At 71.9% G+C, this 24,690-nt stretch carries 23 protein-coding genes; 14 read left to right on the top strand and 9 right to left on the bottom strand.

The window, feature by feature from the left end; translation table 11 throughout:
• Window positions 1-281 precede the first annotated feature (281 nt).
• Window positions 282-1,562, top strand: a complete 1,281-nt coding sequence (locus tag ACWD2L_RS01535) for a YeeE/YedE family protein (RefSeq protein ID WP_351346115.1) — start codon at window positions 282-284, stop codon at window positions 1,560-1,562.
• Between the two features lie 88 nt (window positions 1,563-1,650).
• Here the strand turns inward: ACWD2L_RS01535 and ACWD2L_RS01530 are convergent, their stop codons facing one another.
• Together ACWD2L_RS01530 and ACWD2L_RS01525 are read right to left on the bottom strand one after the other, a co-directional pair.
• Window positions 1,651-2,307 carry a GntR family transcriptional regulator gene (locus ACWD2L_RS01530; RefSeq protein ID WP_351330188.1) on the bottom strand — a complete coding sequence of 219 codons (657 nt, stop codon included), beginning with the start codon at window positions 2,305-2,307 and terminating at the stop codon, window positions 1,651-1,653.
• A 57-nt stretch (window positions 2,308-2,364) separates the two neighbouring features.
• Window positions 2,365-3,570, bottom strand: a complete 1,206-nt coding sequence (locus tag ACWD2L_RS01525) for a CaiB/BaiF CoA transferase family protein (RefSeq protein ID WP_351330190.1) — start codon at window positions 3,568-3,570, stop codon at window positions 2,365-2,367.
• Between the two features lie 131 nt (window positions 3,571-3,701).
• Here ACWD2L_RS01525 and ACWD2L_RS01520 point away from each other — a divergent pair, with 131 nt between their 5' ends.
• Window positions 3,702-4,877 (top strand): acyl-CoA dehydrogenase family protein, encoded by a 1,176-nt coding sequence (locus ACWD2L_RS01520; RefSeq protein ID WP_351330192.1) that lies wholly within the window; start codon window positions 3,702-3,704, stop codon window positions 4,875-4,877.
• Window positions 4,878-4,903: 26 nt separating this feature from the next.
• Here the strand turns inward: ACWD2L_RS01520 and ACWD2L_RS01515 are convergent, their stop codons facing one another.
• Window positions 4,904-5,359, bottom strand: a complete 456-nt coding sequence (locus ACWD2L_RS01515) for a GNAT family N-acetyltransferase (RefSeq protein ID WP_351330633.1) — start codon at window positions 5,357-5,359, stop codon at window positions 4,904-4,906.
• 188 nt (window positions 5,360-5,547) lie between these two features.
• On the opposite strand from ACWD2L_RS01515, the gene ACWD2L_RS01510 reads away from it, so the two are divergent.
• The 3 genes from ACWD2L_RS01510 to ACWD2L_RS01500 all read left to right on the top strand — a co-directional run bounded on the left by ACWD2L_RS01510 (window position 5,548) and on the right by ACWD2L_RS01500 (window position 8,678).
• Window positions 5,548-6,879 (top strand): MFS transporter, encoded by a 1,332-nt coding sequence (locus ACWD2L_RS01510; RefSeq protein WP_351330193.1) that lies wholly within the window; start codon window positions 5,548-5,550, stop codon window positions 6,877-6,879.
• Between the two features lie 52 nt (window positions 6,880-6,931).
• A complete protein-coding gene (locus tag ACWD2L_RS01505) occupies window positions 6,932-7,786 on the top strand; it encodes a PaaX family transcriptional regulator (RefSeq protein ID WP_351330195.1) in 855 nt (284 codons plus the stop codon).
• A gap of 85 nt (window positions 7,787-7,871) precedes the next feature.
• On the top strand, window positions 7,872-8,678 hold the full coding sequence (locus ACWD2L_RS01500; protein ID WP_451187060.1) for an endonuclease/exonuclease/phosphatase family protein: 807 nt from the start codon (window positions 7,872-7,874) through the stop codon (window positions 8,676-8,678).
• A gap of 13 nt (window positions 8,679-8,691) precedes the next feature.
• On the opposite strand, the gene ACWD2L_RS01495 is transcribed toward ACWD2L_RS01500, so the two are convergent.
• On the bottom strand, window positions 8,692-10,494 hold the full coding sequence (locus ACWD2L_RS01495) for a flavin-containing monooxygenase (protein WP_351330199.1): 1,803 nt from the start codon (window positions 10,492-10,494) through the stop codon (window positions 8,692-8,694).
• A 181-nt stretch (window positions 10,495-10,675) separates the two neighbouring features.
• On the opposite strand from ACWD2L_RS01495, the gene ACWD2L_RS01490 reads away from it, so the two are divergent.
• Together ACWD2L_RS01490 and ACWD2L_RS01485 are read left to right on the top strand one after the other, a co-directional pair.
• On the top strand, window positions 10,676-11,731 hold the full coding sequence (locus ACWD2L_RS01490; RefSeq protein WP_351330201.1) for an SDR family NAD(P)-dependent oxidoreductase: 1,056 nt from the start codon (window positions 10,676-10,678) through the stop codon (window positions 11,729-11,731).
• A gap of 111 nt (window positions 11,732-11,842) precedes the next feature.
• Window positions 11,843-12,868, top strand: a complete 1,026-nt coding sequence (locus ACWD2L_RS01485) for an SMP-30/gluconolactonase/LRE family protein (RefSeq protein ID WP_351330203.1) — start codon at window positions 11,843-11,845, stop codon at window positions 12,866-12,868.
• A 40-nt stretch (window positions 12,869-12,908) separates the two neighbouring features.
• Here the strand turns inward: ACWD2L_RS01485 and ACWD2L_RS01480 are convergent, their stop codons facing one another.
• Entirely contained in the window at window positions 12,909-13,487 is a 579-nt protein-coding gene (locus ACWD2L_RS01480) for a helix-turn-helix domain-containing protein (protein ID WP_351330205.1), read from the bottom strand.
• A gap of 48 nt (window positions 13,488-13,535) precedes the next feature.
• Between ACWD2L_RS01480 and ACWD2L_RS01475 the strand changes: the two genes are divergently transcribed.
• The 7 genes from ACWD2L_RS01475 (at window position 13,536) to mnhG (ending at window position 20,726) form a co-directional block, all read left to right on the top strand.
• The gene (locus ACWD2L_RS01475; RefSeq protein ID WP_351330207.1) at window positions 13,536-14,357 is read left to right on the top strand and encodes an SDR family oxidoreductase; all 822 of its coding nucleotides are present in this window, start codon (window positions 13,536-13,538) and stop codon (window positions 14,355-14,357) included.
• Window positions 14,358-14,422: 65 nt separating this feature from the next.
• A complete protein-coding gene (locus ACWD2L_RS01470; RefSeq protein WP_351330209.1) occupies window positions 14,423-17,317 on the top strand; it encodes a Na+/H+ antiporter subunit A in 2,895 nt (964 codons plus the stop codon).
• A complete protein-coding gene (locus tag ACWD2L_RS01465) occupies window positions 17,314-17,907 on the top strand; it encodes a Na(+)/H(+) antiporter subunit C (protein WP_351330211.1) in 594 nt (197 codons plus the stop codon). Before ACWD2L_RS01470 ends, ACWD2L_RS01465 begins: the two co-directional genes overlap by 4 nt.
• Window positions 17,904-19,505, top strand: a complete 1,602-nt coding sequence (locus ACWD2L_RS01460; protein ID WP_351330213.1) for a Na+/H+ antiporter subunit D — start codon at window positions 17,904-17,906, stop codon at window positions 19,503-19,505. Before ACWD2L_RS01465 ends, ACWD2L_RS01460 begins: the two co-directional genes overlap by 4 nt.
• Entirely contained in the window at window positions 19,502-20,065 is a 564-nt protein-coding gene (locus ACWD2L_RS01455; protein WP_351330215.1) for a Na+/H+ antiporter subunit E, read from the top strand. The genes ACWD2L_RS01460 and ACWD2L_RS01455 overlap by 4 nt, the downstream gene beginning before the upstream one ends.
• Complete coding sequence (locus tag ACWD2L_RS01450) at window positions 20,062-20,385, top strand: monovalent cation/H+ antiporter complex subunit F (RefSeq protein WP_351330217.1); 324 nt, start codon at window positions 20,062-20,064, stop codon at window positions 20,383-20,385. Before ACWD2L_RS01455 ends, ACWD2L_RS01450 begins: the two co-directional genes overlap by 4 nt.
• A complete protein-coding gene (gene mnhG / locus ACWD2L_RS01445; RefSeq protein ID WP_351330219.1) occupies window positions 20,382-20,726 on the top strand; it encodes a monovalent cation/H(+) antiporter subunit G in 345 nt (114 codons plus the stop codon). The genes ACWD2L_RS01450 and mnhG overlap by 4 nt, the downstream gene beginning before the upstream one ends.
• A gap of 22 nt (window positions 20,727-20,748) precedes the next feature.
• On the opposite strand, the gene ACWD2L_RS01440 is transcribed toward mnhG, so the two are convergent.
• The 4 genes from ACWD2L_RS01440 to ACWD2L_RS01425 form a co-directional block, all read right to left on the bottom strand.
• Entirely contained in the window at window positions 20,749-21,966 is a 1,218-nt protein-coding gene (locus ACWD2L_RS01440) for a cytochrome P450 (protein WP_351330221.1), read from the bottom strand.
• 40 nt (window positions 21,967-22,006) lie between these two features.
• Entirely contained in the window at window positions 22,007-22,948 is a 942-nt protein-coding gene (locus ACWD2L_RS01435; protein ID WP_351330223.1) for a PDR/VanB family oxidoreductase, read from the bottom strand.
• A gap of 96 nt (window positions 22,949-23,044) precedes the next feature.
• The gene (locus tag ACWD2L_RS01430) at window positions 23,045-23,806 is read right to left on the bottom strand and encodes an IclR family transcriptional regulator (protein ID WP_351330225.1); all 762 of its coding nucleotides are present in this window, start codon (window positions 23,804-23,806) and stop codon (window positions 23,045-23,047) included.
• Window positions 23,807-23,863: 57 nt separating this feature from the next.
• Window positions 23,864-24,664, bottom strand: coding sequence for an AraC family transcriptional regulator (locus ACWD2L_RS01425; RefSeq protein WP_351330226.1), 801 nt, complete (start codon window positions 24,662-24,664; stop codon window positions 23,864-23,866).
• Window positions 24,665-24,690: the final 26 nt, after the last annotated feature.

The following is a 24,690-nucleotide window of genomic DNA, read 5'->3' as shown; positions in this document are numbered from 1 at the left end:
CAAGCCCCGCCGGCGTTTGAGGCGCGGGGTCCGGGGCGGAGCGCCGTGGCGTGGGGTGCGGACCACCGCACGAGACCGGGTGCCCGCGATGTGAGACGCCCCCCACCGATCCCCCGGCGGAGCCTAAAGTGGCGCACATGTTCGGACCCGCTCGGCACCTGGCTCTCGCGCTCTTCGCGGCCACGTCGTGGAGTGTCGACGACGCGCTCTGTCGTCGCTGACGTCCACCACTCCCCCGAACGACCCGAGAGCGTTCCCACTCCACCTGCCGGAGATCTGCCGTGACCACCGCTCCCCCCGCCGGGGCGCCGCCGCGCGCCACCCTGCTCACCCCGTCCCCCACCTCCTCGCCGACCCCGGTCGCCGAGACCGCGCCGCCCACCCGTTGGGGGCCGCTCGTCGGCGCCGGAGTCATCGGCGCGGCGCTCGCCGTCTACGTGTTCGTCCAGCACGGCGCCAAGCCGGGCGTCCTGTTGCTGCTCGGCCTCGGGCTCGGATTCGCCCTGTTCCACTCGCGGTTCGGGTTCACCTCCGCCTGGCGCCAGCTCGTGGCCGTCGGCAACGGCACCGGGCTGCGGGCGCACGCCCTGCTGCTCGGCACCACGGCGACGCTCTTCGCGCTGATCATCGGAACCGGCACCGGCCTCTTCGGTTCGGTGCCCGCGCCCAGCGCGGGGCCGCTCGGCATCGGCCTCATCGTGGGCTCCTTCATCTTCGCGGTCGGCATGCAGCTCGGTGGCGCCTGCGCGTCCGGAACGCTGTTCGCCGTCGGCTCGGGACAGAGCTCGATCGTGCTCACGCTCTTCGGGTTCATCGTCGGTTCCACCCTCGCCGCCTGGCAGTTCGGGCTCTGGGGCGATCTGCCCGCGCTCGACCCGTACCTGCTGTCGGACCATGTCGGCTGGCTCGGCTCCTGGGCGATCACCATCGTCGCGCTCGCCGCGATCTGGTTCATCGCGCGCACCGTCCAGGCCCGCCGCAATCCCCCGCCGGTCGGCACCCCGCCGTCGGCGAAGGGCGCGCTGCTCCGTACGGTCCGCGGCTCCTGGCCGCTGGCGGCGGGCGCCGTGGTGCTCGCGGTGCTCGGCGCGGGCGTGCTGCTGGTGTCCGGTGGCGCGTGGGGTGTGACGAGCGCGTTCTCGCTGTGGGGCTCGAAGGTGGTGGGCGCGCTCGGCGGCTCCCCCGAGACGTGGGCGTTCTGGCAGCAGCCCGGCAACTCCGCCCAGTTGGCGGGCCCGGTGCTCGCCGACAAGACAAGCCTCACCGACATCGGCATCATGGTCGGCGCGGCGGTCGCGGCCGCGGCGGGCGGCGTGTGGAAGCTGCACCGCGGCATCCCGGCCCGTACGGCCGTCGCCGCGGTCGTCGGCGGCATCCTGATGGGGATCGGCGCACGCCTCGCGGGCGGCTGCAACATCGGCGCGTACCTCGCGGGCATCGTCTCCGGCTCGCTGCACGGCTGGATCTGGGGCGCCGTCGCCATCCTCGGCACGTGGGCGGGCCTGCGCCTGCGCCCGCTGTTCGGCCTCGGCAACCCGAAGCCCTCGGACAGCGTCTGCTGACCCCGTACGCGTAGGAAGTGGCCCATGCCGGAGGTCCGGCATGGGCCACTTCCGTACCTACGCGCCCCCCGGCCGTTTGGTCGTGCACTCAGCCGAGCAGCCCCTCCAGCGCGGCCACCGCGTGCTCCCGGTGTCCGTCGAGCAGCACCACGGCGTCCTCCGTGCGGCCCTCGCGCAGCGCGTCGAGGACCGCGCGGTGTTCGGCGAGGACGTGCTCGCGGCTCATCGAGTCCGCGTAGTAGAGGGATCTGTAGGCGTCGGTGGCGTCCCACAGGGTCGCGATGAGGCGCACCAGGCGGTGCATGCCGGACGCCTCGAAGAGGACGAAGTGGAAGCGGCGGTTGGCGGCCGCCATCGCCGCCACGTCTGCCGCGGCGGCCTGCGCCTCCACCTCCTCCTGGGCCTCCTCCAGGGTGTCGAGGAGGGTGCCGCCGGCGCGCATCGCCTCGCGTACGGCCTCGGCCTCCAGGATCTCCCGGATGCGGTACACCTCGCGCAGCTCGGCCAGGGAGAGCTCGGCCACGAAGTAGCCGCGGTGCGCGTGGTGCACGACGAGGGACTGGCCCTCCAGCGTCTTGAGCGCCTCGCGCAGCGGCACCCGGCTCACGCCGAGCTGCTCGGCGAGGGCGTCCTGCCGGATCGGCATGCCCGGCTTGATCTCTCCGCTGGTGATGGCCCGGCGCAGCTCCTCCAGGACGAACTGCTGCGCCGTGGGGGGCCGCCGCCTCGGTACGGGCGTCGTCATGGCGGCTCCTCTTCCTCTCTGCCGGGCGTCGGCAGCACGTGGTGAATGGCGTCCATCCTACGGAGCCGCACTGACATCGCCGACCTCGTCGGCGGCGGAAAGCCCCAGCTCGGCGAGGATCTGCTCGGTGTGCTCACCGAGCCTGGGCGGAGCCGTGACGTACGCGGCCGGGGCGGCGCTCAGCCGGATGGGATGGGCGACCTGCGCGGCGGGTGCCTCGCGGTTCGGGTCGTCGATGTGTACGCGCGGGGCGAGGCCGAGCCGTTCCGCGAAGGCGAACGCCTCACCGAGGTCGTTGATCGGGCCGCAGGGCACTCCGACGGCGGTCAGTGTCTCGAACCACTCGTCGGCGCCGCGCTCGCGAAGCCGCTCGGAGAGCTCCGTCAGGAGTTCCTCCCGGTGGGCCACGCGCGCGGTGTTGCTCGCGAAGCGCGGGTCATCGGCGAGGGCGGGCACCCCCAACTCGGCGCACAGCGCGCCGAATTGCCGATCGTTGCCGACGGCGAGCGCCAGCGGCCGGTCCTTGGCGTCGAGGACCTCGTACGGGGCGATGCTCGGGTGCTTGTTGCCCATCGCGCGGGGCACCACTCCCCCGGCGACATGCGCGGAGGCCTGGTTGGTGAGCGCGGAGAGCAGCGAGGTGAGCAGGGAGACCTCGACCTTCTGCCCCTCGCCGGTGCGCTCGCGGTGGCGCAGCGCCGCCATCACGCCGAGCCCCGCGTGCATCCCCGTGATGACATCGACGAGCGCTACACCGGCCTTGGTGCCCTGGCCGCCCGGCTCCCCCGTGACGCTCATCAGGCCGCCCATGGCCTGCACCAGCAGGTCGTAGCCGGGCAGCGCGGCGCCCTCGGCGGTGCCGAACCCGGTCACCGAGCAGTACACGAGGCCGGGGTTGAGTGCGCTCAGCTCCTCGTAGCCGAGGCCGAGTCTGTCCATCGTGCCGGGCCGGAAGTTCTCCACGAGGACGTCGGCGCGCGCGGCGATGGCGCGGGCGGCCTCGCGGCCCGGCTCCCCGGTCAGGTCGAGGGCGACGGAGCGCTTGTTGCGGTTGACCCCGAGGAAGTAGGTGGCCTCGCCGTCGGCGAACGGCGGCCCCCAGGAGCGGGTCTCGTCGCCGACACCGGGGCGCTCGACCTTGATGACCTCGGCGCCGAGGTCGGCGAGGAGCATCGTGAGGTACGGGGCCGCGAGGACCCGGCCGAAGTCGGCGACGACGAGCCCTGAAAGGGCTCCCTGGGCGAGGGGCCTTGTGACCGGCATACGGCTCTCCTTGTGGAACCTTGGCAAGCGGTGGACGTGCGGCTACGATCCGAGACGTAAATCAAAGTTGGATCCAAAATCCGATATCCGCCACCCTAGCGCCGACCAGCCACGCAGCCAAGGAGTCCGCGATGTCCGCAGCCCCCCTCCACCCCTTCGAACTCGTCGACATCGACGGCATGTTGAGCGACGAGGAGCGCGCCATCCGCGACACCGTGCGCACCATGGGCGAGCGCGAGCTGCGCCCGAAGGTCGCCGAGTGGTTCGAGGCCGGCTCCATCCCGGCCCGCGAGCTCGCCCGCGAACTGGGCGGCCTCGGCGTCCTCGGCATGCACCTGGAGGGGTACGGCTGCGCGGGCACCAGCGCCGTCTCGTACGGCCTCGCGTGCATGGAGCTGGAGGCCGTCGACTCCGGCCTGCGCAGCCTCGTCTCCGTGCAGGGTTCGCTCGCGATGTACGCGATCTGGAAGTACGGCTCCGAGGAGCAGAAGCAGCAGTGGCTGCCCGGCATGGCGGCGGGCGAGAAGATCGGCTGCTTCGGCCTCACCGAGCCCGACGCGGGCTCCGACCCCGGATCGATGCGCACGAACGCCAAGCGCGACGGCAAGGACTGGGTCCTCAACGGCGCCAAGATGTGGATCACGAACGGTTCGGTGGCGGACATCGCCGTCGTCTGGGCCCGCACCGAGGAGGGCGTGCGCGGCTTCCTCGTCCCGGCGGGTACGCCGGGCTTCTCCGCGCCGGAGATCAAGCGCAAGCTGTCCCTGCGCGCCAGCGTCACCAGCGAGCTGGTCCTGGAGGACGTACGCCTGCCCGCCGACGCCATGCTGCCGAACGCGCGCGGCCTCTCCGGCCCGCTCGGCTGCCTCAACGAAGCCCGCTTCGGCATCGTGTTCGGCGCGCTCGGCGCCGCCCGCGACTGCCTGGAGGCGGCGATCTCCTACGCCGGTGACCGCACGGTCTTCGAGCGCCCCCTGGCCTCGTACCAGCTGACGCAGCAGAAGCTCGCCGACATGGCGCTCGAACTCGACAAGGGCATGCTTCTCGCGCTGCGGCTCGGCCGGCTCAAGGACGAGGGCCGAGGCACGCCGGAGCAGATCAGCGTCGGCAAGCTGAACAACGTGCGCGAGGCCATCCAGATCGCCCGCGAGTGCCGCACCATCCTCGGCGCGAACGGCATCACCCTCGAATACCCGGTGATGCGGCACGCCAACAACCTTGAGTCGGTGCTGACCTACGAGGGTACGAGCGAGGTCCACTCCCTGGTCATCGGCAAGACGCTGACGGGGCTTCCGGCCTTCCGCTGAGCACCACCGCCGGCGACTGAACACGATCAGCCGCTGAGCCGCCACGCCACTTCGCCGCCCTGCCACTCGTCCGTGGGCTTCAGCCCGCAGGCGGTGGCGACGGCGGCGGACGCGTGGTGCTCGGGGTGGATGTGGGCGACGAGCGCCCCGACACCCCGCTCCCCGAGCCACCCGACGAGCCCCCGCGCGGCCTCGGTGGCGATCCCGCGCCCCTGCCACGGGGCGCCCACGACCCACGCGATCTCCGCAGCCCCGCCGCCGACGGTCGCCTGCACCGTGCCCACCAGGCGCTCCTCGCCCCGGAGTTGGACCACCCAGTTGAGCCAGGTGACGGCCGGGTCGGGCGAGCCCGCGAGCATCCGCCAGTAGCGCGCCCGCAGTTCCTCGACCGTGTCCGGCACACCGCCGATGAAGGCATGCAGAGCCGGGTCGGAGAGCACCTCCGCCATCTCCTCGGCATGCTCGACGCGCAAGGGCAGCATGGTCAGCCGGTCAGTGGCGAAGCCGCTGGGGCTGGGGCTGGGCGATGAGGGCGTCGAGGTCACGCGCGAGACGGTAACCCACCCAGGGGAATGGCCCTGCGACTCACTCATGTTGTGCACTTTATTGACCGCAGCTACCTTCGCGCATACATTCGCGGGCACCCTTCCCCTGCCCAAGGGAGTCCGCGATGTCCCAACACACCAAACAACTACGGCGGGTTGCCCTGTCCGGTCTGCTCGGGACCGCCGTCGAGTTCTACGACTTCCTCGTCTACGGGACCGTCGCCGCGGTCGCCTTCGGTGAGCTGTTCTTCCCCGGCGCCGACCCGGCCGTCGGCACCATCGCCGCGTTCGGCACCTTCGCCGCCGGGTACGTGGCCCGCCCGCTCGGCGGGATCGTGTTCGGGCACTTCGGGGACCGTCTCGGCCGGAAGTCGATGCTGCTGCTCACGATGGGCCTGATGGGCGGCGCCAGTTTCGTCATCGGGCTGCTGCCCACGTACGACACCATCGGCGTGTGGGCGCCGCTGCTGCTGATCACGCTACGCGTGGTGCAGGGCATCGCCATCGGCGGCGAGTGGGGCGGCGCCACACTGATGGTGGTCGAGCACGCGGGGGCGCGGCGGCGCGGACTGTGGTCCAGTTTCACGCAACTGGGAGCGCCACTCGGGTCGTTGATCTCCGCGACCGTCGTCGGGCTCGTGGTGACGCTGCCCAAGGACGAGTTCCTGTCGTGGGGTTGGCGGGTGCCGTTCCTGTTGAGCGTGGTGCTGCTCGGCGTCGGCCTCTTCGTACGGCTGAAGGTCGTCGAGAGTCCGCTGTTTGCCGAGGTGAAGGAGGAACGCGCCACCGCGCGGCTGCCCATTGTCGATGTGCTGCGCCGCCCGCGCCCCGTCCTGCTCGCCTGCTGCGTCGGCATCGGCGCCTTCACCGCGCAGTCCCTGCTGACCAGTTACCTCATCTCGTACGCGACCGATATCGGCTACGCCCGGCCGCAGGCGCTGACCGCGCTCACGGTCTCCTCGTCGGTCGCGCTCGTCGTGCTGCCGTGCGCCTCGATCCTGTCCGACCGCGTCGGCCGCCGCCCGGTGGTCCTCGCCGGCGCCCTGCTCTCCGCGGCGCTCGCCTTCCCCGTACTGGCGCTGGTCGACTCCAAGTCGCCGGGTCTGCTGATCCTCGCCGTGGTGCTGGGCCACGGCCTCTCCCAGTCGATCATGTACGGCCCGCTGGGCGCCCTGTTCAGCGAGATGTTCGGCACGCGCGTGCGCTACACCGGTGCCTCGCTCGGATACCAGGGCGCCACTCTGATCGGCGCGGGCTTCTCCCCCGTGATCGCCGGGACCCTGGTCGCGGGGAGCGGCAACGGCACCCCCATCGCCCTGCTGGTCTGCGGCGGTTCCCTGATCACCGCGGTGACCGTCTGCTTCGTGCGCGAGACCGGCAAGGGCGCTCTCTCCCATGCCGTCCAACATCCTTCCGCCACCGTCACTGCCGCCGCGCTGCCCGCCGATGGCCGTTGAGCCGGTACGGCCGCCCGCCGCATTGTCGGTGGGCGGCCGTACGCTTTCCACCGTGGCGTACGACAATGACGACGTGACCAGCCTGATCAGTGACGCGGCGGACGGCCCGCAGCCGCGCCCGCAGTCGCTCCTGCTCGCCTTCTTCGGCAACCACGTGCTGGAGGAGGGGGACCTGTACGTGTACTCGGGCAGCATCATCGAGGTGCTCGGCCGCGTCGGCGTCGGCGAGCAGGCTGTGCGGTCCACGCTGACCCGGATGGTCAACCGGGGCCTGCTGCGCCGCAGACGCGAGGGCCGGCGCATGCACTTCGGCCTGACGGCGCAGGCCGAGCGCGTACTGGTGGACGGCGGCACGCGCATCTGGAAGCAGGGCGCCGTCAACGACGAGTGGGACGGCTCCTGGACCCTGCTCGCGTTCTCGCTGCCCGACTCCTGGAAGCGCCAGCGCCACGAGCTGCGCTCCCGCCTCGCCTGGTCCGGATTCGGCGCGCTCTACAGCGGGTTGTGGATCGCGCCCGGGAAGGTCGACGTGTCCACCGAGGTCACGGAGCTGGGGCTCGCCGAGCACGTGAAGATCTTCTACGGGGCCGCGGGGGTGACCACGGACATCGCGCAGATGGTCCGGGACACGTGGGACCTGGAGAGCATCGCGGCCCGCTACCGCGCCTTCGACAGCAGGTGGACCGCGGCAGACGCGGCCCCGGCCGACCCCCTCGGCACCCGGCTCAGACTGGTCAGCGAGTGGCTCGACACCATCCGCACCGATCCCCGGCTCCCCGCCGGGCACCTCCCGCCCGACTGGCCGGCCCACTCCGCCCAGGAGACGTTCCACCGCATCGCCGAGCAGACCCAGTTGCCCGCACAGGAGATGGCGCGCGAACTGTTGGAGACCACGGCCGTGCGGTAGTGGCAGGATCACCAACCCACGACAAAGAGGCGAGGAAGCGGGGGCGCGGGTGTCCGGACGGCGCAGGCGGTGGTGCGTGGTGGCCGTGGCGGCTGTCTGCGCGGTGCTCATCGGCCCGAGCGCGCCCAGCGGCGCGGTGGTCGCGAAGCCGATCCCGCTGCCGCCGGGCGCCGCGCAGAACATCGCGGCGGACCGGGTCATGACGTGGAACATCTGCAATCCCTGCGGCAGCGGCCAGAACCTCGGCAGAGCGGCTGACATCGCGACGTACGCGCCCCAGGTCGTCGGCCTGCAGGAGGCCTGCGTACGCGATGTGGAGGAGATTCGCGCGCATCTGAGGACCTTCTACGGGCTGACCTACCACGTCGAGTACGGCTCGGTGCTGCGCAATTGGGGCCGCTGCGGAGGGCCTCCGTGGCAACCGGGCGGCTACGGCCAGGCGATCCTGTCGGCGGCGCCGATGACCGACCCGGTCACCGTCGAGTATCCGGACGGCGGTTCCGAGGACCGCGGCTATCTGGCCGTCACCGCCACGGTGGCCGGCCGTCCCGTCCGCGTTTTCAACACCCATCTCGCGCAGCGGCAGCAGGAGTCGTTCCGCGAGAAGCAGGTCGCCTTCTTCGCCAAGGCGGTCGCCCGGCACGAACGCACCATCGTGCTGGGCGACTTCAACGCCGTACCGGACGCTCCCGAACTCGCTCCTATGTGGTCACTGGCCAAGGACGCGGACCCCCGGTGCCACCCCGCGGCCGACCCCAACTGTGCGACGACCACGGACTGGTACAGCAAGTTCGACTACATCTTCCTGCGCGGCCTCGACGCGCGAAGCCATGCGGTGCACGCCAGCGAGTACTCGGACCACCACTCGTTCCGCGCCGACCTGAAGCCATAGGGGCCGGGGGCCGTCACCCCTTCTTGCGCAGCACCTCCGTCACGCTCTCCTCCCGCCACCGCCGCAGCAGTTCGTGGAAGGCGACCGCGCCGTGCGGGTAGGAGTTCGGGCCGTTGGGGCGGCCCCGGCCCTCGCGGTTGTAGTAGCCGGGGGTGCACTCGGCGTGGAACCACTCGTGGTCCGGGGAGCCCTCGGCGCAGGTCGCGCGCCAGGCGTCGACGGCCTCGGGGGTCGGCTCCAGGACGGCGTCGGCCTTCTCGGCTGCCGCCACGAGGGCCGCGGCGTGAGCGGCCTGCTCGTCCAGGATGTGGCTGAAGTTGACGCTGGAGGCGTTCTGCATCGGGCCCAACTGAATCAGGTTGGGGAAGCCGGCGCTGGTGAATCCGTGCAGGGTGCGCGGCCCGAATTCGGCCAGCGCGTCGAGGAGTTGGACGCCGTCGCGGCCCGTCACCGGCAGCTTCCCCGACGTGACACCGGAGACGCCGATCGAGAACCCGGTGGCGAAGACCAGGCAGTCGATCTCGTACTCGACGCCGCCGACGACGACGCCGCGTTCCGTCATGCGCTCGATGCCATGGGTGTCCGCGGTGTCAACCAGCGTGACGTTGCGGCGGTTGAAGGCGGGCAGGTACAGGTCGGAGAACGTGGGCCGCTTGCAGGCGTAGCGGTACCAGGGCTTGAGGGCCTCGGCGGTCGCGGGGTCGGTGACCTCGGCGGCGACCCGGTCGCGGATCTGGTTCATCGTGGCGTCGTCGGCGGCCTCGTACGCGGCCTCGAAGTCCGGTTCGCCGTCCCGACGGAAGCTCGGCAGCAGCTTTTCGAGCAGGGCCGCCGACTCGGTCCAGCGGTCCGCGACCAGGTCCCGCTCCGCGTCCTCGCCGGACACGATCCGCAGGAAGTTCTCGCGGCGCTCGTCCGCCCAGCCGGGCCGGTCGGCCCCGACGTCCTGCGAGGTCATCCGGCGCTGCCCGCGCACGTCGACGGCGGAGGGCGTGCGCTGGAAGACGTACAGCTTGCGGGCATCCTCGGCCAGTTTCGGGATGGCCTGGACGCCGGTGGCTCCCGTGCCGACGACGCCGACCCGCTTGTCGGCGAGGCCCGTCATGCCGCCGTCGGGGCCGCCGCCCGTGTAGCCGTAGTCCCAGCGCGAGGTGTGGAAGGTGTGTCCCTTGAAGTCCTCGATGCCGGGGATGCCTGGCAGCTTGGGCTCCGAGAGGGTGCCGGTCGCGGTGACGACGTACGTGGCGCGGAACTCGTCGCCCCTGTCCGTCGTGACCACCCACTGGTGTGCGCCGCCGTCCCAGGCCAGGGCGGTGACGGAGGTGGAGAAGACGGCGTCGTCGTAGAGGGCGAAGCGTTCGGCAATGCGTACCGCGTGCCGCCGGATCTCATCGCCCGGCGCGTACTTCCACTCGGGTACGTAGCCGGTCTCGTCCAGCATCGGCAGGTAGACGTGCGACTCGATGTCGCAGTGGATGCCGGGGTAGCGGTTCCAGTACCAGGTGCCGCCGAAGTCGCCGCCCTGCTCGATCACCCGCACCTTCTCCAGGCCCTGTTGCCGCATCCGCGCGCCGGCCAGGATTCCGCCGAACCCGCCGCCGACGACCGCGACGTCCACGGTGTCGCGCAGCGGCTCGCGCTCGGGGACCTCGCCCGCGTACGGGTCGGCGGCGAAGTAGCCGAACTCGGCGGTGGTGGAGCGGTATTGGGCCGCGCCGTCGGGACGGACACGGCGCTCGCGTTCGACGCGGTAGAGCTCACGGAGCTCCGCCGTCTCCTGCGGGGTGGGGGGCGTGTCGCACTGCGGCAGGGTCATGCGGCGGCTTCCTCTCGTGGGGGGACATGCGGCGCAGGGGGTGCCCTCGCTGGGACTTCCGCACCGTCACGGGTACCGTAACCCAACAACCGGACAACACTGTCCGGTAGGGGTCCGGTGCGGACCGCCGCACGGCGAGCGGCCCCGCCCTGCCCCGGCACCACGATGCGAAAGGCCCGCGATGTCGAACCTCACCCCCGCCTCACCGCTGCGCGACTGGCTCGCCGACCCGGCCGCAGGACAGATCCTGCGCGGCATGCTGGCGTCCCAGGGGCAGAGCGAGGAGGCCCTGGCCCCCGCGCTCGCTCTGCCCCTGGAGCAGCTCGTGAAGATGTCCGGCGGCAAGTTCCCCGCGGAGCTGGTGGATGTGCTGGTCACCGCCGCCGAGACCGGTGAGATCCCCGAGGGCCTGCCCACCGCTCCCCCGGCCGCGCCCGCCACCACCGCCGAGCCGGGCATCGAGATCGGGACCCCCGAGCCGTGGACCGAGCAGATCACCTCCGGCCGCTTCGCCGGGCAGACCGTCGTCGTCACCGGCGCGGCCTCCGGTATCGGCAAGGCGGTCGCCTCGCGGGTCGTGCGTGAGGGCGGGCGAGTGGTCGCCGTCGACGTGTCCGGCGACAAACTGGCCGACCTGGCAAGCGAGTTGGGCGAGTCCGTCGTGCCCGTCACCGCGGACATCACCGAACCCGCGTCCGCCGAGGCAGTCCTGGCCGCGGCGGGCGGCCGGGTGGAGGCGCTCGCGAACGTCGCGGGCGTGATGGACAACGACGCCGCCGTGCACGAGGTCGACGACAAGATCTGGGAGCGGGTGATGCGCATCAACGTGGACGGCCCGATGCTCCTGATGCGTGCCGTCGTGCCGGGCATGCTCGCGGCGGGCCGCGGCCGGATCGTGAACATCGTGTCCGAGGCGGCGCTGCGCGGCTCGGCGGCCGGCGCCGCGTACACGACGTCGAAGCATGCGCTCGTGGGCCTGACGAAGTCCTCCGCGTACCAGTACTCGGGCACGGGTGTGCAGGTCAACGCGGTCGCGCCGGGCGCCGTCGCCACGGGCATCGAGGTCCCGGCGGGTGCGCCCTACGGTTCGGCGCGCGCCGCGAGGATGCGGGTGGCGATCCCCGGGCTCGCGATGGCGGAGGAGCTGGCCGCGTCCATCACGTTCCTGCTCAGCGCGGATGCGGTGAACCTCAACGGGGTGGTGCTGCCGTCGGACGGGGGGTGGTCCGTGGCCTGAGACACGCAGATCAAGCCCCGCCGGCGATTGAGGCGCGGGGTCCGGGGCAGGGCCCCGCGACCTCGACCACGGCGCGGCGCAACCCGGACGACGACAGAGAGGTGCACCCCCATGACCACCAGACTCCCCTTGGCAGCAGCAGCCGCCCTCGGCATCCTCGCCCTCACCGGCTGCGGCACCGAGAAGGCCGGTACCTCGGACGCACGGCCTGCCGCCGCCTCCGGCGCGGAACACACCATCCGTGCCACCCAGGTCTCCCACGCCACCAATCCGCACGAGGCCACCGGCATGACACTGCTGGAGGGCCCGGTGCTCACCAAGAGCGGCGATCTGTACGTCGTCGACGTCACCGCGCCGGCCGGTGAGCCCAAGGTGCTCTCCGTCGACGTGAAGACCGGTGACCACAAAGGCGTCTACACCGACAAGACGGGCGCCTACACCTCCGCGCAGATCAGCCCGCACGACGGCCGCGTGTACCTGACGGAGTACCAGACGGGTGACGTCATCAGCATCGCGCAGGACGGCTCGGACCGGCGGACGTTCTTCTCCGGCAAGGTGGACGGCTCCGCGATGAACCCCGACGACATCGCGTTCGACGACGACGGCAACCTCTACGTCAGCGATCTGCACGGCATGAAGACCGGCGAGGCCGAGGGCCGCATCGTGCGCATCGACCGCGACGGCAAGAAGACCACGGTCCTCGCGGACAAGCTCGCGCACCCCAACGGCGTGATGCTCGACCCCGAGCAGAAGGGCCTGTGGATCAGCGAGCTGGCCAAGGACACCATCTCGTATCTGCTGCTCGACGCCGACAGGACGGCGGTGACCACGCGGCACGAGGCCATCCACGTCGACGGCGGCCTCGCGCAGACCGACTCGATCGCCGTGGACGCCGAGGGCAACCTCTACCAGGCGCTGCACGGCCGCCCCGCCATGGCGGTCTTCAGCAAGTACGGCGAGCGCCTCGGCACGGTGGAGGTTCCCGCGAAGGAGGCCAAGGGCCTGCAGTCGGCGACGAACGTCGCGATCAAGCCGGGCGGCAAGGAGGCCTACATGACGGTCAGCGGCCCCAAGGGCGGCTACGTCTACAAGTTCGACGCGCTGGCCAAGGGAATCCGCCTCTCCAACGGCGGCTGACGCTTGGGTCCGTCGTCCGGCCTGACCCAAACGACAGACCCTAGCTCACCGCGAGTTCGACGGACCGCAGCGGCCCCACCTCGACGCCGAGCAGCCCCCAGGCCGCGAGCGCCAGGCGCTCGCGCTCGGCGAGGGTGGGGCCCGCGACCGCGCCCGAGACCATCGCGATGGCGAGCATCAACTCGTCGGCGGAAAGCCCGCGCCCGGCGGACGCCCACCCGCCGAGCACGCCGCGCACCCGCGCCGCCAGCTGCCGGCCCTGGTCGTCGCCACCGCGTAGGCGCAGCAGGTCGACGAAGGCGGTGGAGCGGGTGATGTGCCACGTGACGACGCCGAGCACGGACTCGAGGGTGGCGTCCGGCTCGGCGGCGGCCGTCTCGATCTGCCGCACGTTCTCGTCGAGCACCGCCGTGGCCAGGGCCACCCGGTCGGCGAAGTGCCGGTACAGACTCCCCTGCCCGACCCCGGCCCGGCGCGCGACGGTCGACAGCGGTGCGTTCAGTCCCTGCTCGGCGAAGACCTCACGGGCGGCGGTGATGAGGGCGGCGCGATTGCGGGCGGCGACCCGCCGGCCTTGGTTGGCCGGGCGGGCCCGGTCGGGCTCGGAGGGGTTCGTCACGTTGGCAGCGTAATGCAGTGCAATGCCCGATCAACGAGGAGGAAGTTCATGTCCAAACCTGTAGTGGTCGTCATCGGTGTCGGCGGCATGGGGAAGGAGATCGCCCGACGTCAGGGCTCCGGAGCGCGGCTCGTCGCGGCGGACTTCGACGGTGAGCTGCTGGCCGCGGCGGTCGACGAGCTGACGGCGGACGGCTACGAGGTCACCCCGGTGCGGGTCGATGTCTCGGACCGGGCGTCGGTCGCGGCGCTCGCCGGGCAGTGCGCGGCGCTCGGCCCCGTCACGCAGGTCGTGAACACCGCGGGCCTGTCCCCGGTGCAGGCGCCGACGGCGGCGGTGCTGGCCGTGGACCTGCTGGGCGTGGCCCTCGTCCTGGAGGAGTTCGGCAGGGTGGTCGCGGCGGGCGGCGCGGGCGTGGTGATCGCGTCCATGGCCGGGCACATGGCGCCGCTGCCGCCCGAGGTCGAGACCGCGCTGCGTTCCACTCCCACCGACGATCTCCTCGACCTGCCGTTCCTGCGGCCCGACGCCCTGTCGGACCCCGGCGCCGCCTACGCCCTTGCCAAGCGCGCCAACCACCTGCGCGTCCAGGCCGCTTCGCTCGCGTGGGGCGCGCGCGGGGCCCGCGTCAACTCCGTCAGCCCCGGGGTCGTCTCGACGCGGATGGGCCGCGCCGAGCTGGCCGGTGAGTCGGGCTCCCACATGCGCGCGATGATCGAGGGCTCGGGCACGGGCCGCGCAGGCACCCCGAACGACATCGCGGAGGCGACAGCGTTCCTCCTCTCCCCGGCCGCCTCCTTCATCACCGGCACCGACCTCCTGGTGGACGGCGGGGCAGTCGCGGCCCGCACCACACACCAAGCGCGGTAGCCGATCCCGCCTTCCCTCGGCGCGCCCCACCCGGCGTACGCCTTTTCACCCGATATGTATCGTGTATGACCGCACTGGTCCTCGCACACTTCGTCGTCGCGCTCTGCGCTGCCCCGCTGATCCGCCGGGTGGGATCCCGCGCGTTCGTGCTGCTCGCGCTGCCGCCCGCCGCCGCCCTCGGGTGGGCGCTGTCCCGCTGGGGCGAGGTGAGCGGTGGCAGGGCGAGCGATGAGGCCTGGTGGTGGATCAGGGACTACGACGTCGAGATCGCGTTCCGGCTCGACGCCCTGTCGCTCGTCATGGTGCTGCTCGCGGCCGGCATCGGGACGTTCGTGCTGCTGTACTGCGTGCGCTACTTCGAGGGCGGCGCCCGGCAGTTGGGCTCGTTCGGCGGCAGCCTCCTCGCGTTCGCCGGGGCGATGCTCGGGCTCGTCCTGGCCGACGACCTGATGACCCTCTATCTGTTCTGGGAACTCACCACCGTCCTGTCCTTCCTGCTCATCGGCTACGACAGCGAGAAGCGCGCCAGCCGCCGCTGCGCGCTGCAGGCGCTGACGGTGACCTCGGTCGGCGGGCTCGCGATGTTCGTCGGCTTCCTGATGCTGGGTCACCTGGCGGGTACGTACCGGATTTCGCACATCCTTCAGTCGTCGCCCGCCGCGAGCGGCACGCTGTCGACGGCGCTCGTCCTGATCCTTTGCGGTGCGCTCGCCAAGTCGGCGATCTGGCCGCTGAGCATGTGGCTGCCGAACGCGATGGCGGCGCCCACCCCGGTCAGCGCCTATCTGCACGCCGCCGCGATGGTGAAGGCGGGTGTCTATCTGGTGGCGCGGTTCGCCCCCGCCTTCGCGGATGTCGCGCCGTGGCGTGCCGTGGTCCTGATCCTGGGCGCGGTGACGATGCTGCTCGGCGGCTGGCGCGCGCTGCGGCTCAACGACCTGAAGCTGGTGCTCGCCTACGGAACCGTCAGCCAGCTGGGCTTTCTGGTGGTGCTCGCGGGTGACGGGACGTACAACGCCGCGCTCGCGGCCATCGCGATGCTTCTCGGGCACGCGCTGTTCAAGGCGCCGCTGTTCCTGCTGACGGGGATCGTCGACCACGCGAGCGGCACCCGCGATCTGCGGCACCTGTCGGGGGTGGGCAGACGACTGCCGTGGGTGGCCTGCGTCGCCGTCCTCGCGGGCGCGTCGATGGCCGCTCTGCCGCCGCTGCTCGGGTTCGCGGCGAAGGAGGCGGCGTTCGACGCGCTGCTGCACGGCACCGTGGCCGAGCGGTGGGTGCTCGCCTGCATCGTCGTCGGCTCCGCACTCACCACCGCGTACACCCTGCGTTTCCTGTGGGGTGCGTTCGCGCGCAAGCCCGGTGTCGCCGACACCCCCGTGCACCGGGTCGGTGTCACCTTCCTCGCGCCGCCCGCGATCCTTGCCCTCGCCGGTCTGCTGCTCGGTCCGGGGATCGACTGGCCGGCGCACCTCTTCGAGCAGTACGCGAAGCAGTACCCGGTCCCCGCGCACCCCTACCACCTGGCGCTGTGGCACGGATTCGGGTCGGCGCTCGCCCTGTCCGTGCTCGCGTGGGCGGGCGGCGCGGCGCTGTTCCTGGCGCGCGAGCCGGTGGTGCGGCTCGGGCGGCGGTTCGCCTGGCCGAAGGCGGACGAGGTGTTCGGCCGGACCGTGCTCGGCCTCGAACGGTCCGCGCTCCAGATCACGGGCGCGGTGCAGAAGGGCTCGCTGCCCTCGTACGTGGCGACGGTCCTGGGTGTCATGTTCGTCGGGCTGGTCGCGGTCCTCGCCACCGACCGGCCCTGGGGTGGCACACCCGCGCCGCGCCTGTGGGACCACCCGATGCAGGCGGGGGTCGGTGCGCTGACGTGTGCGTGCGCCCTGATGTGTCTGGTGGTGCAGCGGCGCATGAAAGCGGCGGTGCTCGCGGGCCTGACCGGGTACGGCACGGCGCTGCTGTACGTCGTTCAGGGCGCGCCCGATCTGGCGCTCACGCAGTTCGGCGTGGAGACGGTGTCGACCGTCGTGCTCGTCCTCGTCCTGCGGCGCCTCCCGGTGTTCTTCGGCGACACGCAGCGGACCTGGCGGTGGGGTGTGAGCATGCTGCTCGCGCTCGGCAGCAGCGTGGCGGTGGCGTGCGCGGTGTGGCTGGCGACGGGCGCGCGCACGGCCGAGCCCGCGGGCGCCGCGTTGATCGAGGAGACCGCGCACCACGGCCTCAAGGACGTCGTCGCGACGATCCTCGTGGACTTCCGGGCCTGGGACACCATGGGCGAGTCGGCCGTCCTCGCCGTCGCCGTCCTCGGTGTCACGAGCCTGCTGTACGTGCACCGCCGCCAGGGCCGGGCGACCGCGCCGCCGCCCCGGCTGCCTGGCGGGGTGACCGCATGGTCCCTTGCCACGTCGCGGCTGAAGGTGCCCGCCAAGTACCAGCAGGGCGCGCCCGAGCGCAGCTGGCTGGTGGCCGGTGACACCCTCGCGCCCGAACACCGCTCGGTCGTCTTCGAGGTCGTCGCCCGGCTCGTCTTCCACCCGATCCTGATGCTGTCGGTGTACCTGCTGCTGTGCGCGGAGAACCTGCCGGGCGGCGGCTTCGTCGCCGGTCTGGTCGCCGGGATCGCCCTGACGATCCGTTATCTGGCGGGCGGGCGGCACGAGTTGGCGGTGGCGGCGCCGGTGCACCCGGGCTTCTTCACCGGGCTCGGCCTGACCCTGTCGACGTCGGTCGCGCTCGGCGGGCTCGCCGACGGCACGGTACTGCACGGCTGGACCTGGCACGGGCACCTGCCGCTGATCGGCGACTGGCACGCGAGCACCGCCGTCCTCTTCGACCTCGGGGTGTATCTGCTGGTCCTCGGCGTGGTCCTGGACGTCGTACGGGCGCTCGGCTCGAAGATCGACCAGCAGACCGAGCACAAGGCGAGTCTCGCGCTCGCCGGGGAGGCGCAGAACTCGTGACCGTCAGTCTCACCCTGCTGGTCTGCGCGGTCGTGCTGACCAGCGCAGGCGGGATCCTCATCCACACCCGCAGCCTCACCCGGGTGCTCGTCGGCATCATCGTGTGCGGCAACGGCGTCAATCTCTTCGTCCTCGCCTCGACGGGGACGGCAGGATTTCCGCCGCTGCTGTACCCGGGCGTCGACGCGGCCGGGGTGACCGATCCGCTGCCGCAGGCCATCATCCTCACCGCCGTCGTCATCACCCTCGCCACCACGGCGTTCGTGCTCGCGATGGCGTACCGCAGCAGCCAGTTGACCGGTTCGGACTTCGTGCCGGACGACGTCGCGGACCGCCGGGTGGTGCTGCGCGCGGAGATCTCCGCCGAGCGGGCCGAGCTGCGCGAGATCCATCGCGAGGAGGGCCCGAGCGCCTGGCGCGAGGAGCGGCGGGAGCAGCGCCGCAGGCTGCGCGCGAACCGCGCCTACCAGGCCCGCGCCCGGGACGCGGGCGGCGACCTGTGGGACGACGTCCTCGGCGCGGACCCGCCCGAGGCGGCCGCCGCCGACCCGGCCGAGCCCACCGAGACCCGCCCGGAGGAGACCCGGTGAACTCCCTCGTCCCGCTGCCCGTCGTACTGCCCCTCGTGGTGTGCGGACTGACCCTGTTCATCGGACCGCGGCTGCGCTGGCTGCACCGGCTCATCACCGCCGGGGTGCTCGCGGCGGTCGTCGCCGTCGATGTCATCCTGCTCGTCGAGGCCGACCGCACGGGCCCGCTCGTGGTGCACCTCGGCGACTTCGGGCCGCCGCTGGGTGTCACCCTGGTCGCCGACCGGCTCGCCGCGCTGATGCTCCTGGTGTCAGGCGCCGTCACCTTCATCGTCCTGATCTACGCGATGAGCCAGGGCATGGCCGACCGCGAGGAGCGGGCGCCGATCGCCGTCTTCCACCCGGCGTATCTGGTGTTGGTCGCCGGTGTGTCCCTCACCTTCCTGGCGGGCGACCTCGTGAACCTCTACGTCGGCTTCGAGATCATGCTGATGGCGAGCTTCGTGCTGCTCACGGTGGGCGCCACGGAGCCACGGGTACGGGCCGGGTCGACGTACGTGGTCGTCTCCCTCGTCTCGTCCCTGGTGTTCCTGTGCGGGATCGCCGTGACCTACGCGGCGGTGGGCACCGTGAACTTCGCGCAACTCGCCCAGCGCATGCCAGAACTCCCTCAAGGAGTCAGCACGTTGGCGGAGGTGCTGCTGCTCACGGTGTTCGGCGTGAAGGCCGCGGCGTTCCCCGTCGCGGCCTGGCTGCCCGACTCGTACCCGACGGCCCCGGCGCCGGTGACGGCCGTGTTCGCCGGGCTGCTCACCAAGGTCGGCGTGTACTCGATGATCCGCGCGGACACACTGTTCTTCCCCGGCAACCGGCTCTCCGGCGTACTGATGGCGGTGGCCTTCGCCTCGATGATCATCGGCATCCTCGGCGCGGTCGCCCAGACCGACCTCAAGCGCCTGCTGTCCTTCACCCTCGTCAGCCACATCGGCTTCATGCTGTACGGGCTCGCGCTCGGCACCAAGGGAGGCATCGGCGGCGCCATCGTCTACACGGCGCACCACATCACCGTACAGACGACCCTGTTCCTGGCCGCGGGGCTGCTCGAAAAACGGTACGGGACAACGGAGTTGACGCGCCTGGGCGGCACGATGCGCTCCGCGCCGCTGCTCGCCGCGCTCTGGTTCGTGCCCGCCATGAACCTCGCCGGGATCCCGCCCCTGTCCGGGTTCCTCGGCAAGCTGGGCCTGATGCGGGCGGGCGCGGCGGCCGGCGGGGTCTGGTCGTACACCCTGCTCGCGGCGGCCGCCGTGACCAGTCTGCTGACGCTGTACGTGATGGCGAAGGTGTGGAACCTGGTGTTCTGGCGGGCGGCGCCCGAGCAGCCCCCCTCCGAGGACGACGTGTTGGAGGAGAGCGACGATTCGGACTCGGCTCCGGAGGAGAGCGGCGACGTCGGCGGCGACACCATGGTCGCGACCGCCGTGTGCGTGCGCACCACGATGCGCGTGCCCCGCACCATGACCGCGGCGACGGCGGCCGCGGTCGTCCTCGGCCTCTCCTACACACTCCTGGCCACCCCGCTGACCGGCCTCGCCGACCGCTCGGCCGCCGAACTCCTCTCCCGCACGCCCTACGTGGAGGCGGTGCTCAACCAGTGAACTCCTCGAGCCCCCGCGGCCGTTGGCGCCGCATCGACCTGCCGCTGATCGCCTGGCTCACGGTGATCTGGACGCTGCTGTGGACCGGCCTGAGCTGGGGCAACGTCATCAGCGGCGTGGTGGTCGCGGTCCTGCTGTGCCTGGTCTTCCCGCTGCCCGCCGTCGAACTCGATCTGCGCCTGCGGCCCGTCGGCATCGTCCGGCTCGCCGGCTACCTCCTGTACGACATGACCTCGTCCACCGTCACCGTGACCTGGGAGACGCTGCGCGGCAGGCCGGGTCCTGCCGCCGTGATCGCGGTGCCGCTGCGCTGCCGCACCGACCTGATGATCGCGGCGACCGCCGTCGCCGTGTCCAGCGTCCCGGGCGGCGCGCTCGTGGAGGTCAACGGGTCGACCGCCACGCTGTTCCTGCACGTCGTGCACGCCGACGACCCGCGGGCGGTGGACCGGGCCCGCGTGGACGTGCGGCGCCTGGAGAACCTCGTCGTACGGGCCTTCGGCACACGCGAGGAGATCGCCCGGCTCACCGCTCCCGAAGAAAGGGTGCCCGACGCATGAAAATGGCCAACGACATCCTGCTCAACGGCGCGCTGGTGCTGATCGTCCTGGCCGGCGCGCTGCTCCTGGTGCGGATCTGGCGCGGCCCCTCGATGCTGGACCGGGCCGTGTCCGTCGACATCGCGGCGGTGCTCATCATCGCCGGGATCGGCGTCAACGCCGCCATCACGCGCACCAGTTACTACCTCTCCATCATGCTGGTGATCGCCTTCCTCGGCTTCACGAGTTCGGTGGCCATCGCCCGCTTCATCGCGGCGCGCGACCGGCCGGGCGTCCGGCCGAGGTCCGGCATCATCTCCCTCAAGAAGGAGCGCCCGTGAACTGGCACGACGTCACCGATCTCGCCGGATCCATTCTTTTGTTCGTCGGGGCCGCGGTCTGCCTGACCGGTGTCATCGGCATGCTCCGACTGCCCGACGTACTGACCCGCAGCCACGCCGCGACCAATCCGCAGACCCTCGGCATGCTGATGCTCGTGGCGGGCGTCGCGCTGCGCCTGCGCTCGGGCGTCGACCTGGGCACGCTCGCCCTGGTCGCCTTCTTCCAGCTCGTGACCAGCGCGGTCGCGGCCCACCTGGTGGCGCGGGCCGCGTATCGCACAGGTCAGGTCGGCGAGGTGGCGCTGCTGCGGGACGAGCTGGCGTCGGCGCCACGCCAGTGACACCTCCGGCCCGTCAGCCCGTTCAGCCCGCGAGACGGACGCGGACGGGCAGCGACTCCCAGCCCCGCAGGGTGTTGTTGATGTGCCGCCGGGGCTCGCCCGTGAACGCGAACGAGTCGACCCTGCGGGCGAGCGCCGTGAGGAGCGCCTCCGCCTCCAGGCGGGCGACGTGCTGGCCGACGCACTGGTGCAGGCCCATTCCGAAGCCGACGTGCCCCGAGGGGTCGCGGGTGAGGTCGAAGCGTTCCGGGTCGGCCCAGCGGTCCGGATCGTGGTTCGCGGCGCCGAGGAACATCAGTATCTTCGTGCCCTCGGGGATCACGCTGTCCGCGATGGTGACATCGGTGGTGGCGGTACGGAAGAACGTCTGCACCGGCGACTGCCAGCGGATCGCCTCCTCGAAGGCGACACGCGCCGACTCCGGCCGCCTACGCAGTCGTTGCCACTCCTCGGGGTAGGTGGCGAAGGCGTAGAGGCAGGCGGCGAGGCCGTGCACGGTGGTGTCGACACCGGCGGTGAGCAGCGAGCGCACCACCATGGGCGCCTGCTCGCGCGTGAGGTCGCCGCGGTCGGCCGCCGCCCAGATGTCGGCGCCGAAACCGGTCTCCGTGAGGGCTTCGCGCGCACACTGGGCACCCACCCACGAGCCGAGTTCGGCGGCCCGGTGCGCGTCGGCGACGACGAGGTCGTTGCGCGGCCCGAACGCGTTGAAGGCCATGTTCCCGTACGGCAGCAGGTGCTCACGTCCGTCGGGGCCGATCCCCACGGCGTCGGGGAACACGCGCAGGGGGAAGGCCTCCGCCAGCGCCGTAAAGGCGTCGAACTCCGTTCCCTGCGCGAGGACTTGGTCGACCAGCTCCTCGGCCGCCGCGGACCACGTGTCCCGCAGTCGACGCAGGGCGGGCGGGGCCAGGATGTCGCGCAGGACCCGGCGGGGTGCGTCGTGCAGGGGCGGATCCGCTTCCAGGAGGACGCTGGGTTTGCGCCATGGTTCCTCGTGGCGGAAGTTGGCGTGCCCCACGCCGGAGCCCGACTCGAAGCGCTGCCAGTCGACGAGCGCGGCGTGCACCTGCTCGTAGCGGGCGAGGGCGTGCACGTCGTAGCGCGTCAGATGCACGACCGGTCCGGCCACGCGCAGCGACCGGTGCAGGGGTTCGGGGTTGAGCAGGTGTTCGTGGGCGAACGGGTCGACGTCGCTGGTGGGCGGCGTCGCGGTGCCGTGCGCGGGTGCCTCGGTCATGTCGCATGCTCCTTCGTGCGTCCTTGGACCCTCGGAGGTCTCAGAGATCGAGTACGAGGCGGTCCCCGCAGGACCGGGACACGCACACCAACATGCAGTCACCAGCGGCCCGTTGGTGGTCCGTGAGGACGGAGTCCATGTGGTCGGGCTCGCCTTCGAGGACCGGCGTCAGACACGTCCCGCACGTGCCCTGCTCGCAGGACGACACCACCTCGGCCCCGGCCCCGCGCACCGCCTGGAGCACGGACGCGTCGGGGGCCACGCGCACGGTCCGGGCGCTGCGCCGCAGCTCCACCTCGAAGGCCGTGTCCCGGACCGGCGCACCGCGCTCGGCGGCGGTGAACCGCTCGGTGCGCAACGCGTACGGTTCCCAGCCCGCACACGCCCCCTCCACCGCGGCGAGCAGCGGAGGCGGCCCGCAGCAGTAGACCTTGACACCGGCCCGCGGCGCGCCCAGCCACGCATCCAGGTCGAGCAGCCCCTCCTCGTCCTGCGGCACGACGTGCACGCGCCCGCCGTGGGCCGCGAGGAGTTCCTCGCGGAAGGCCATGGAGGGCCGGTTCCGCCCGCCGTACAGCAACTGCCACTCCAGGCGGAGGAGTTCGGCCTGGTGGATCATCGGGAGGAGCGGGGTGATGCCGATGCCTCCGGCGATGAAGAGGTACGCCCCCGAGTCCGCGAGCGGTGTGAGCGGTGCCAGCGGTGCGAGCGGGAAGTTGTTGCGCGGGCCCCCGATCCCGACCCGGTCCCCCATCTTCAGCCGGTCGTGCACGTACGCGGACCCGCCCCGCCCGTCCGGTTCCCGCAGGACGGCGACGCGGTAGGTGCGCGCGTCCCAGCGGTCGCCGCACAGGGAGTACTGGCGAACCGTGCCGTCCGGGAGGACCAGGTCGATGTGCGCGCCCGGCGTCCAGTCCGGGAGCCGGGCTCCGTCCGGGTGCGCGAGGGTCACGGACACGACGTCCTCGGCGATCGGTTCCATGCCTGTGACCACGCCAGTTCCGACCACGCTGTCGCCTCCCGTCGTTGGGTTGACAGGAAGGATGTGTGGCCGCGGGCGGCGGGCGCGAGGCCCTTCTCAATGAGTGAGAGACGAACGCGCGGCCAGCGCACGGGAGATGCCGCGCGCCGCGGTCCGCACCACCGGCACGATCGCCGCGGAACCCTCCCCGTTCGGCACGATGACGGACAAGGTGGCGCACACGTCGCCGTGGGCGTCGCGCACGGGCGCCGCGATGCCCAGCGCGTCGGGGTGGACGTAGCCGGGGCAGCAGGCGAAGCCCTGCCGGCGGATGTCGGCGAGCAAGGCCCGTAGCCCGGCGGCCGTGCACGGCGTGTTGGCGGTGTATCGGTGGAGGGGTTCGGCGCACACCCGCTCCCGCAGCTCGGCGGAGCCGTGGGCAAGGAGCACGAGGCCGCTGGAGGAGGCGTTCAGCTCCAGCCGGCCCGCGATCCGCGTGTAGTTGATGACACCACCGGGCGCGCTCAGCCGTTCCAGGAACAGCACCTCGTCGCCGTCGAGCACGCCCAACTGGACGTGGTGGCCCACCACATCGTGCACGCCCTCCATGAACGGCATCGCGGCGTCCCGCAGCGACAACGCGGGCGAGGCGCGGGTCACCAGCTCCCACATCCGAAGCCCGATCCGCACCCGGCGGTCGCCGTCGCGGGCGAGGACCCCGTGCGACACCAGCTCCGCGACCAGGCGCGACGCCGTGGCCACGTGCAGGCCGGTGCGCCGCGCGATCGCCGAGACGGTCAGGGCCGGTTCGTCGGGCGTGAACGCCTCGAAGATCCGGACGGCCCTGGACAGTACCGATTCGCCGCTCTGTGTCCTCACCCGGCCATCATCGGCGTACGTACGGACACGTCAAGAGGCGCGCGACCTCCGCCCTGGTCACTGGTGTGAACCCGGTGTGTGTCCGAACGCGCGGCGGAACACATCGATGAACGCACTCGTCGACGACCAGCCGCACAGATGCGCCACGGTCGTGACCGGTGTGCGGTCGGCGAGCAGGATCAGCGCGTGGTGCAGGCGCAGTTGGGTGCGCCACTGCGGGAACGTCATGCCGAGGTCGCCGCGGAAGAGCCGGGACAGCGTGCGGTCGCTCGCCCCGACCTCCCGGCCCAGTTCGGCCAGGGTGCGAGGGTCCGCCGGGTCGGCGTGCAGGAGGTCGCACACGGCGCGCAGCAGCGGCGTGGTCGGTGTCGGAAGGTGCAGCGGCTGCTGCGGTGTCAGCTTCAGCTGGTCGAGCAACACCCCACGCAGGCGCGCTCGTTCGGGGCTGCCGACGTCTGTGGTGTCCGGCGAACCGGTGCGCGCGTACTCGATGATCAGCTCGCGCAGCAGCGGGCCGACGGCGAGCACGGCCGGGGTGTCGAGGCCGAGCGGGTTCTCGGTCGCGGGCAGCCCCACGAAGTGCAGTTCGACGTCGCCGTGGGCCTGGTGGGCGTGCACGGTGTCGGCGGGTACCCACAGGGCGCGCGTTCCCGGCGCGACCCAGGACCCGGCGTCGGTGGTGACGGCGACGACGCCCCGGCCGGCGTAGGCGATCTGGTGGTCGTCGTGCCGGTGGGCGTCGATCTCGGCTCCGTGCGCGAGGTACCTGGTGTGAGTGGGGGCCACCGGGGTGTGCCGAACGGTGTGTCGGTCGGTGTGACCGTCAGCGTGTCGCGCGGCATGGCGGTTCTTCGACATTGTCTGGCAGGTTATCGGAAGCGGGA

The sequence above is a fragment of the Streptomyces sp. NPDC002754 genome, assembly GCF_053592315.1.
This window is presented reverse-complemented; position numbering and strand designations above follow the sequence as displayed.